This window comes from Pontibacter sp. BAB1700, assembly GCF_000277005.1.
In the GTDB taxonomy this organism is placed as follows: Bacteria; Bacteroidota; Bacteroidia; order Cytophagales; family Hymenobacteraceae; genus Pontibacter; species Pontibacter lucknowensis.
Map to the genome: position 1 here is coordinate 1 of NZ_AKIS01000073.1, position 9,880 is coordinate 9,880.

Consider the following 9,880-nt stretch of genomic DNA (forward strand, 5'->3'; position numbering starts at 1 on the left):
AGAAGAGCGCCCTAACTAGGTGCTCTTCTTCTTTTATAGGGGCATTAGTTGCCTGAGGCAACCTGTAATGTATCTAAAACTACATCCTTCTGATCTGTGCACCCAGCGCATTCAGCCGGCCATCAATATTCTGGTAGCCGCGGTCGATCTGCTCCACGTTGTCGATGATGCTGGTGCCTTCGGCAGAGAGAGCGGCGATAAGCAGGGCAACACCGGCGCGAATGTCAGGAGACGTCATACGGATGCCACGAAGCGGGATCTGCTTGTTCTGGCCGATCACAGTAGCGCGGTGCGGGTCACAGAGAATAATCTGAGCACCCATGTCGATGAGCTTATCCACGAAGAACAGGCGGCTCTCGAACATTTTCTGGTGCACCAACACCGTACCTTTTGCCTGCGTAGCCACTACAAGAGCCACGCTCAGCAGGTCAGGCGTCAGACCTGGCCAGGTATGGTCGGCGATGTTCAGGATGCTGCCATCGATGTAGGTGTCTACCTCGTAGCGGTCCTGCTCAGGTATAAAGATGTCGTCGCCACGGAATTCCATTTTGATGCCCAGGCGCTGGAAAGTATCCGGTATAAGACCTAGCTCCGGTATCTGGCAGTCTTTGATGGTGATCTCTGAACCTGTCATGGCAGCAAGGCCAATGAAAGAACCGATCTCGATCATGTCAGGCAGCATGCGGTGCTCAGTGCCACCTAGCTGCTCAACCCCCTCAATTACGAGCAGGTTAGATCCAATGCCGCTGATCTTCGCACCCATGCGGTTGAGCATACGGCATAGCTGCTGCACATAAGGTTCACAGGCAGCATTATAGATCGTGGTGGTACCTTCGGCCAGTACAGCCGCCATCAGGATATTGGCTGTACCTGTTACAGAAGCTTCGTCGAGGAGCATATAGGCACCCTTCAGAACTTCGGAAGTTACGGTATAGAAATCATCCTCAGCGCTGTACTGGAAAGAAGCGCCCAGTTTTTCGAATCCTGTAAAGTGCGTGTCCAGTCTTCGGCGGCCGATCTTGTCCCCACCCGGCTTCGGCATTTTCGCTTTGCCAAATCGGGCCAGCATAGGTCCCACGATCATCACGGAGCCTCTGATGGCACGACCAAGCTCTACAAATCGCTCGGAGTCCAGGAAGTTGATGTCGATATCATCCGCCTGAAATGTATAGGTATCCTGTGCCAGTCGCTCAGTTTTTACACCCAGCGAACGCAGCAGGTCAATTAGTTTATTGACGTCGCGAATATCGGGGATATTAGAGATCGTTACTTTCTCGGGGGTAAGGAGTACGGCGCACAGGATCTGCAATGCCTCGTTTTTGGCACCTTGCGGAATGATTTCTCCGCGCAGTTTTGCACCACCTTTTACTTCAAATGAAGCCATTTAATACTATTTGTTTCGTTGATTGGAAGTTGTTCTGGTGTTTTTACGGCCACGGTTATCGCCTCCGCGGTTTTGCTGCTGCTGTGGGCGGTTGCTGCCACTGTCCTGCGACTTGCTGCTCACGGATTCGAACAGGTTATTGCTCTCGATCATGGCCAGGTCCAGGTTCAGTTTGCCTTTGGAGATCTGCTGAATGTCATTCAGGATCACGTCGTCGGTAATGCTGTCTTTGTTGTAAGAGCGGTAGAGTGTTTTCATCAGTTTACCGATTGAGATGGTCGCTGCTTCGCGCTCCTTATCATCTTCAAGCTCAGTAGCCCGCTGTATCAGTAGCTCTACGTTCTGGCCATAGTGCTTATACCTGGGCGTGCTCAGTGGGTACTCCATTGGCTGCGGCTTGTCGTTGAGGTACTCCATCGCACTGAGCGGGTATGGAGCATCCACGTCGAGCTTTGAGCCGGACATCACATAGAGGTGGTTCCATAGTTTTTGCTGAAAGTCCTGTGTGTCGCGCAACTGCGGATTTAGTTTGGCCATCAGGTTGACGAGCAGGTGCGACAGACGGGTGCGCTCTGAGCGGTCTTCTACCGACAGGATGTGGTTGACCAGGTCCTGAACGTTTCTGCCGTACTCGCGCAGCAACAGGTCTTGCTTAAAGGTGGTACTTGCTTCCATTATCTCAATTTATGAATCTCAAATGTAGGTATATTTTTGATTGAGTGAATGAGTGAGTTAGTGTATGCGTGAGTTATAATTTATTGACTGAATTAGTGATTTATAAAAAATTAATGACTGGAAAACTAATTCACTTATAAACAGTCACTCAACCACTGAATCAAAAATAAAAAAATCACTCAACCGCTAATTCACTCAATTATGAATTCGCAGCTTGGCAAAGCTCAGCAGCAGGGTTTTTTCGCCTACTTCGTCGAAGTTGATGATAGCCTTGGTGCTGTTGCCTTGCGTGTCTATTTTGGATACTACGCCAAAGCCGAATTTAGGGTGCTCTACTTTCATACCAGCCGCCAGATTCGACGTATCGCTTGGCTTGAAATCAGCAGGGGCGGTATAGGCTGTGGCGGCCTGCTTGCGGGCCGGTGGCTGCACCAGGCTGCTGATACTACTCTTGCGCTGCAGCACACGGTCAAACACGTTTCCACCGCCGCCGCTGGCCGTATTTTGCTCACCATACTTAAAGTTAAGGTACTTCGGATCGATCTCGTCGAGGAAGCGGCTCTTTTCGCAGGCGCGCAGGTTGCCCCATTGGTAACGGCTGGTCGCGTAGGTCAGGTATAGCTTCTTCTCAGCACGGGTGATGGCTACGTAGAACAGGCGTCTTTCCTCTTCCAGGTCAGCACGTGAGTTTAGCATCATCTGGCTCGGGAAGAGGTTCTCTTCCATACCTACGATAAATACATTCTTAAACTCCAGACCTTTGGCTGAGTGGATCGTCATCAGCGTAACGAACTCCCCGTCCATGTCTGCCTTGGTATCAGCATCCGTAATCAGGGCAATATCCTGCAGGAAAGCTGACAGACTCTTGTCTTCTTTCTCCGGATCGTCCACATACTCTTTTATACCGTTGAGCAACTCCTGTATGTTTTCGTAGCGGGCGAGGCCCTCTACCGTTTTGTCCTGGTAGAGGTCGTCGACTATACCTGAGTGCTTGGCCACATGCTTGGCTACCTCGAGGCATCGGTGTTATCGGCAATGCGGGCAAAGTCTTTGATCATGATCGAGAAGTTCTCAATCGCCGTACCTACACGATTGCCCAGGAATTGTCCGGCATTCTGAATTACCTCCCATACGCTGTGGTTAGTCTCATCAGCCGTTACAAAAAGTTTCTGCTCGGTTGTCTCACCTATACCTCGTTTCGGATAGTTGATGACGCGGCGCAGGGCCTGTTCGTCGTTCGGGTTTACCACCAGACGCAGGTAAGCGATAAGGTCCTTGATCTCCTTGCGCTGGTAGAACGAGAGGCCGCCCACGATCTTATACCGGATGTTCATGCGGCGCAGGGCCTCTTCCATGGCTCTGGACTGGGCATTGGTGCGGTACAGGATGGCGAAGTCGTCGTAGGAGAGATGGTTGCTCATTTTCTCCTCGAAGATAGTGGTCGCCACCAGTTTGCCTTCTTCGTTGTCGGAGTTGGCTTTGATCACCTCGATCAGGGGACCCTGTTCATTGTCCGTGTAAACGTCTTTCTTCAGCTGGGCTGAGTTGTTCTTGATCACCGAGTTCGCCGCGTTCACAATGTTCTTGGTAGAGCGGTAGTTCTGCTCCAACTTGAACACCTCCAGCTCAGGGTAGTCACGCTCGAAGTTGAGGATGTTCTGGATATCGGCACCCCGGAAGGCGTAAATGGACTGTGCATCGTCACCCACCACCACAATGTTACGGTTCTGGGCAGCCAGTTTGCGTGTGATCAGGTACTGCGAGTAGTTCGTATCCTGATACTCGTCCACCATCACGAACTTAAAGATGTTCTGATACTTGTTGAGCGCATCCGGATGGTCGCGGAACAGTACGTTGGTCTGAAACAGCAAATCGTCGAAGTCCATAGCACCAGCCTTGAAGCAGCGGTTGGCATACTGCTCATAGATCTTGCCGATCTTCGGACGCATGGAGGCCTCGTCGTCGGCCTGTATTACAGGATCATTCAGGTACTGCTTTACCGAGATCAGCTTGTTCTTTGCTGAGGAGATGCGTCCCAGCACCACATTGGGCTTGTACAGTTTGTCATCCAGGTTCATCTCCTTCACAATGTTGCGAATGAGCGTTTTGGAGTCATCTGTATCGTAAATGGTGAAGCTTTTTGGATAGCCAATTTTATCGGCTTCCGCTCTTAATATTCGGGAGAACACCGAGTGAAAAGTACCCATCCAAATGTTCTTGGCCTCGTTGCCGATCACTTTCTCGATACGGTGGCGCATCTCCTTGGCCGCCTTGTTGGTAAAGGTCAGGGCCAGTATGTTGAACGGATCCACTCCCTGGCTGATCAGGTAGGCGATCCGGTAAGTTAGTACTCTTGTTTTGCCTGAGCCGGCACCCGCAATGATCATGGCTGGCCCCTCGGTGTGGAGTACCGCCTTGCGCTGCGACTCGTTCAGTAAACTAATATAATCCATTTGCTTTCTTCCGCGTGCTACTTTGATATTCCATGCAATTTACACATTCCTATCCGTTTTAGGAACGGCGATTGCACATTTAGAGAACCAGACAGCCCCTCCTTTTGGTTTCTTATAAAGTAATGCGTTTTTGGCCTCTCATTTGCGTGTCTTCGGGCAGGGCTTTTAGAGAAACGCCGCATTATCTGTATCTTTGTAAAATTGAGAAGGTTGGGGCGGGTTTTATACCTGTGCTATACCTGAAAAATATATGATCCCAAAACCACGCATGAAAAAGCTTCTTTTGCTCCTTGCACTGCTCCCGGCCGGCCATCTGGCTGTGGCGCAATCCGATACCACTCAGGTTGTCAAGGTGATTCCAGACTCCCTGAGACAGGCAAAGGTGCCACGTTCCGCCAAACAGGTATGGCGCACACCGGAAATGCAGGAGGCCATGGACCTTTACATCGGTCTGCAATTCAATGAAGCATACGCCAAGTTTAGACAGGCTGCTGCTCGGGATGAGGCAGCTGCTTATTACTTTATGGGCCGCATGCACCAGTACGGCGAGCTTCGGGAAGATGGAGCGCCGATCGATTCAATCATTTCATCCGACTCGGTTGCCTATGTGCGCAACCCGGAGAAGTTTTATAAAGCTGACCCGGACACGGCCCGCATTCTGTTCGAAAAAGCGCTGGAAGGCAGCAGCCTGTATGGCAACCTGGGCCTGGCAGAACTGATGACCTTGCGCAATGACGAGGACAAGCAGCGCTTTACCCGCCTGATGCGCAGCGCCGCCCTCGACATTCGGGATATGGCCATAGCGGGTGATGCCTTCAGTAACCGCATCCTGGGCAGTATGTACTATACCGGCTACGGCGAAATGGAGGACAAAGGCTATGCCTTTACCTATATCAAACGAGCCGCTGAGCTAAACGATGTGGCAGCCTATACCTCGTTGGCCAACCTATATCTGAGAGGGGAGGGCGTGAAAGAGGACGTGGCACAAGCGAAGTACTGGCTCGAAAAAGGTGCCGCTGTCGGTGAAAAAGAAGCACTCTATACCCTGGGCTTGCTTTACGAAGAAGGGAACCTGGGCAAGGTTGAGCCAGAAAAAGCACGCAAACTTTACCACGAAGCCATCTCACAGGGGAGTTCCAATGCGTTTGAGCAGCTCAAGTACCTCAACCAGTCTTCTGATCAAAAGCTGGTACTGGCAGCCATTGAACGTAACCCGGACATCGTGAAGCGCTCACTGGAGAATGGTGCCTATGTCAACACGGTGTCTGTGCCAAATGGCTATGATTTTGATTTCAGGCTGCGCACGCCGCTCATGCATGGCATTTTTATTCCGCTGCTGCTCGAAGACTACGGCGTGATCTACCAGCCTGATGTACGACTGCAGGTGGCTAGCCAGTTGCTGCAGGCCGGGGCTGACGTTAATGCAACCGACCAGGATGGCAAGACTGCCCTGCATTATGCCATGTCTGGAGCCCGCATCAATACCGAAGGCTTCGAGATTGAGCAGGCGCAGTTGCTGGATACACTGTTCAAGTACAAAGCTGATCCGAATATAGTGGACAACAAAGGCAATACAGCCCTGTATTATGCGGTGCGTTTTGCCAACGGCACCCATATGATGGAGATGAGCCGCCTGCTGCAAGGTGGTGCCAATCCGAACATTCAAAACCTGGAAGGCCTGACGCCGCTTATGCTGGCGTGTCAACTGGATGGTGGTAACGAGGTGATTGTGATGCTGATCAATGCTGGTGCAGATCCGAGCCTGCGTGACTACAACGGCAAGACCGCCATGGACTATGCAAAACGCGAGAGTGTTCAGAATATACTCGTAGCGGCAGGAGCGAGAGCACCAAAGCGTTAGTCTAAACTTATTTAACTTTAATTTTGTCTCATCTTTGCCGGTGACACCGGTATAAGAAGCTTATTTTACTGCCTACAACACATGATCGTTCTCCAGAATACCGTCATCAGCGACGACATCCGCGATAATTTCTTTGTCTGTAATCTCGAAAAGTGCAAAGGGGCCTGCTGCATAGAAGGCGACCTCGGTGCTCCGCTCGATGCAGAAGAACTGACTATACTGGAAGAGAACTACGAGCACATCAAGCCTTACATGACCGGAGCCGGTAAGCTGGCTGTGGAGGAGCAGGGGCTGTACATCGAGGATTTTGAAGGAGACTTTTCTACCCCGACCATCGAAAACAGAGAGTGTGCTTATGCGCTCTATGATAACGAAGGTATACTCAAGTGTGCGATTGAGCAAGCCTATTACGATGGAAAGATCAGCTGGAAAAAACCAATTTCCTGCCACCTGTACCCGATCCGAATCACGAAGTATGACGACTTTGAAGCACTGAACTATGACCGCTGGAGCATCTGTGCCGCTGCCTGCAATTTTGGAGCAGACCTGGGTGTTAAGGTATACCAGTTCCTGAAAGAGCCACTGATCCGCAAATACGGTGAGGTCTGGTATGGCGAACTAACGGAGATGATCGAGAATGAAACCCAAGCTGCTACTTCATAAGGTATAGACAGATAGTATAAAACAGCAAAGCCCGGCCTGAATGGTCGGGCTTTGCTGTTTTATCTGAGGTGCAATTATTTGATCAGACCAGCAGTGGCCCAAAGTTGCATCAGGTTATTTGACAGCTTATCGCCTTTGCCCTGTGCCTGTCGGGCCCAGTGCGTTGCCTGTTCGTAATCACCCGCAGCTTCGTAGGCAACAGCCAGGTTATGGGCAGCCCTTATACCTGTTTTGGTGGACAGATCCTGCGCCAAAGGCTGCAATGTGGTAATGGCCTGCTGGAACTGGCCCATCAGCAGCATCAGGTTGAGACCCTGAAACGGGCTGCCGGTGTAAATCTGCCTTGCCAGGAGTATCGGCTGCGGGTAGAAGCGGTCCCAGTAACTATAGCCGGTTTCCACAGCCAGTTGGTTTACGGCCGGACCAGCTTTGCCCATAGCGGGACCTATGGCGAGCAGCCCGCTTACTACTGTCCTGGAATCGTAGAAATCGGATTGCTCGATAGTTGCCTGATCTAACAGTATACCTGTGCTGTCGTAAAGCGACCAGGTGCTAGCTACGACCAGGTCATAGTTGGCCGTCCTGGTTTTGTAGCCATCCTCGTCTTCATAGCTATTTACTTCTTTCCCAAATCGTGTGTCAAACTTGTCAAGTGTCAGGATCAGGTGCGGGCGGTACTGTGTATACAATTCCTGCACTTCAGCCTCGCTAAGTTTTGGGGAGGAGGGAGGCAGTGTCACAGCCTGGTCAGGATTGATCAGCACAAAAGTGGAGTCACTGTAGACGGCGCCCATGACACCTCCGGCTGCCTGGTAAGCTCCTTCGCGCAGCACCTCTATCACATTGCCGTTTTTGCTTGAAGTTTGTGTAGTGGCGTCGTAGCGGTTGACTACCAGTACCTTCCATTGGTCAGGGCTCACCCGCACCACTGGAGGGCGCACTGTCTCCATCATCACCACCGACACGCAGCTGCTTAGCTGCAGAGCCAGTACACTCCATAACAGGATAGCCAATAGCTTGCTTGATTTCATTGCGGTTTCTTTTCAGATGCGGGACTAAATTAATCTAAATATGCTAATCACTCTATATTTTAAAACCACATATATCGGGCCAAACAAAAAAACCGGCCCATTGCTGAACCGGTTTTTTTTTCAATAATTCAATAAGCTTAGAGCGCTCCGAAATCGAAATTATCTAGGTACGCCGTTGTGAAGTTTCCTTCCTTAAAGCCCGGATCATCCATCAGTTTCAGGTGGAACGGCACTGTTGTCTTGATGCCTTCGATCACGAACTCGCTCAGAGCGCGCTTCATCTTCACAAGCGCTTCTTCACGCGTCTGCGCACTCACGATCAGCTTCGCGATCATGGAGTCGTAGTTCGACGGGATGGTATAGCCAGAGTAAACGTGAGAGTCTACGCGTACGCCGTGACCGCCAGGTACGTGCAGGTTGGTGATCTTGCCCGGAGAAGGACGGAAGTTGTTCTTCGGATCCTCGGCGTTGATGCGGCACTCGATCGCGTGCATCTTTGGATAGTAGTTCTTGCCTGTGATCTTCTCGCCGGCCGCTACTTTGATCTGCTCTTTGATCAGATCGTAATCGATTACCTCCTCAGTGATCGGGTGCTCTACCTGGATACGGGTGTTCATCTCCATGAAGTAGAACTCACGGTGCTTGTCTACCAGGAATTCGATTGTCCCCACGCCTTCATAGTTGATGGCCTTGGCACCTTTGATGGCAGCCTTGCCCATGCGGTCACGCAGGTCGTCGGTGATGAACGGGGAAGGGGTTTCCTCCACCAGTTTCTGGTGACGACGCTGGATCGAGCAGTCACGCTCCGAAAGGTGCGCAACCTGTCCGTGCTGGTCACCGATCAGCTGAATCTCTATGTGACGCGGCTCTTCGATGAATTTCTCCAGGTAGATACCGTCGTTCCCGAAAGCAGCCTTGGACTCAGTACGGGCATCGTTCCAGGCCTTGTCAAATTCTTCTTCGCTTTTGATGATACGCATACCACGGCCACCACCACCGGCAGTTGCCTTGATGATAACCGGGTACTTGATTTTCTTGGCCAGTTTCTTGCCTTCTTCCGCAGACTTAAGCAAGCCATCAGAGCCAGGTATAGTTGGTACGCCGGCCTTCTTCATGGTGTCTTTGGCAGAAGCCTTGTCACCCATGGCGTTGATCATTTCCGGTGATGCACCGATGAACTTGATGTTGTGCTCAGCGCAAATACGTGAGAATTCAGCGTTCTCAGACAGGAAGCCATAGCCCGGGTGTATCGCGTCTGCGTTGGTGATCTCGGCAGCCGAGATCAGGTTTGGCATGTTCAGGTAGGACTGGGCACTTGGCGGTGGACCGATGCAAACGGCCTCGTCGGCGAAGCGCACATGCAGACTTTCCTTATCGGCCGTGGAGTAAACGGCTACCGTTTTAATGCCCATCTCCTTACAGGTGCGGATGATGCGCAGGGCAATCTCGCCCCTGTTAGCGATTAGTATCTTTTTAAACATATTGTCGGATTTGAAGATTTGGAAACGTGAGACTGTCGTGAAAATGATATAAAAATGGAGAGGGACATGCCTTCTCCATTTTCAAATCTTCACATTTTCAAATCAATGAATTAGCTAGGATCTACCAGGAACAGTGGCTGATCGTACTCTACTGGGTTGGCGTTGTCTACCAACACTTTCACGATCTTGCCTGATACTTCTGACTCGATTTCGTTGAAGAGCTTCATCGCTTCGATGATACAGATCACCTGGCCCTTTTTCACTTCGTCACCTACGTTGACAAACGATGGCTTGTCTGGACTGGAAGAGCGGTAGAAGGTACCGATCATAGG

General features: G+C 51.1%; 7 protein-coding genes and 1 pseudogene. 2 read left to right on the plus strand and 6 right to left on the minus strand.

Annotated features, from left to right (window positions below; translation table 11 throughout):
* Window positions 1-79 precede the first annotated feature (79 nt).
* The 3 genes and pseudogenes from murA to O71_RS09190 form a co-directional block, all read right to left on the minus strand.
* On the minus strand, window positions 80-1,384 hold the full coding sequence (gene murA / locus O71_RS09180; protein ID WP_007655814.1) for a UDP-N-acetylglucosamine 1-carboxyvinyltransferase: 1,305 nt from the start codon (window positions 1,382-1,384) through the stop codon (window positions 80-82).
* A gap of 6 nt (window positions 1,385-1,390) precedes the next feature.
* A complete protein-coding gene (locus O71_RS09185) occupies window positions 1,391-2,059 on the minus strand; it encodes a DUF4290 domain-containing protein (RefSeq protein WP_007655815.1) in 669 nt (222 codons plus the stop codon).
* A 195-nt stretch (window positions 2,060-2,254) separates the two neighbouring features.
* A pseudogene (locus O71_RS09190) lies at window positions 2,255-4,512 on the minus strand (ATP-dependent helicase).
* Window positions 4,513-4,780: 268 nt separating this feature from the next.
* On the opposite strand from O71_RS09190, the gene O71_RS09195 reads away from it, so the two are divergent.
* Both O71_RS09195 and O71_RS09200 read left to right on the plus strand, forming a co-directional pair.
* Window positions 4,781-6,373 carry an ankyrin repeat domain-containing protein gene (locus tag O71_RS09195; protein ID WP_007655820.1) on the plus strand — a complete coding sequence of 531 codons (1,593 nt, stop codon included), beginning with the start codon at window positions 4,781-4,783 and terminating at the stop codon, window positions 6,371-6,373.
* A gap of 81 nt (window positions 6,374-6,454) precedes the next feature.
* Window positions 6,455-7,036 carry a DUF3109 family protein gene (locus tag O71_RS09200; RefSeq protein WP_007655822.1) on the plus strand — a complete coding sequence of 194 codons (582 nt, stop codon included), beginning with the start codon at window positions 6,455-6,457 and terminating at the stop codon, window positions 7,034-7,036.
* Between the two features lie 74 nt (window positions 7,037-7,110).
* Here O71_RS09200 and O71_RS09205 read toward each other — a convergent pair whose 3' ends face one another.
* From O71_RS09205 to accB, 3 genes are all read right to left on the minus strand, one after another.
* A complete protein-coding gene (locus O71_RS09205; protein ID WP_007655824.1) occupies window positions 7,111-8,067 on the minus strand; it encodes a DUF6340 family protein in 957 nt (318 codons plus the stop codon).
* 137 nt (window positions 8,068-8,204) lie between these two features.
* On the minus strand, window positions 8,205-9,548 hold the full coding sequence (gene accC / locus O71_RS09210) for an acetyl-CoA carboxylase biotin carboxylase subunit (protein WP_007655826.1): 1,344 nt from the start codon (window positions 9,546-9,548) through the stop codon (window positions 8,205-8,207).
* A 110-nt stretch (window positions 9,549-9,658) separates the two neighbouring features.
* Window positions 9,659-9,880 (minus strand): acetyl-CoA carboxylase biotin carboxyl carrier protein (gene accB, locus O71_RS09215; protein WP_007655835.1); only part of this gene is annotated, 222 nt, incomplete at its 5' end.

Bases quoted from the DNA above. Each gene is read 5' to 3' on its own strand.
- O71_RS09200 (WP_007655822.1), top strand. From the start codon at position 6,455: ATGATCGTTCTCCAGAATACCGTCATCAGCGACGACATCCGCGATAAT.
- O71_RS09195 (WP_007655820.1), top strand. From the start codon at position 4,781: ATGAAAAAGCTTCTTTTGCTCCTTGCACTGCTCCCGGCCGGCCATCTG.
- accC (WP_007655826.1), bottom strand. From the start codon at position 9,548: ATGTTTAAAAAGATACTAATCGCTAACAGGGGCGAGATTGCCCTGCGC.
- O71_RS09205 (WP_007655824.1), bottom strand. From the start codon at position 8,067: ATGAAATCAAGCAAGCTATTGGCTATCCTGTTATGGAGTGTACTGGCT.
- murA (WP_007655814.1), bottom strand. From the start codon at position 1,384: ATGGCTTCATTTGAAGTAAAAGGTGGTGCAAAACTGCGCGGAGAAATC.
- O71_RS09185 (WP_007655815.1), bottom strand. From the start codon at position 2,059: ATGGAAGCAAGTACCACCTTTAAGCAAGACCTGTTGCTGCGCGAGTAC.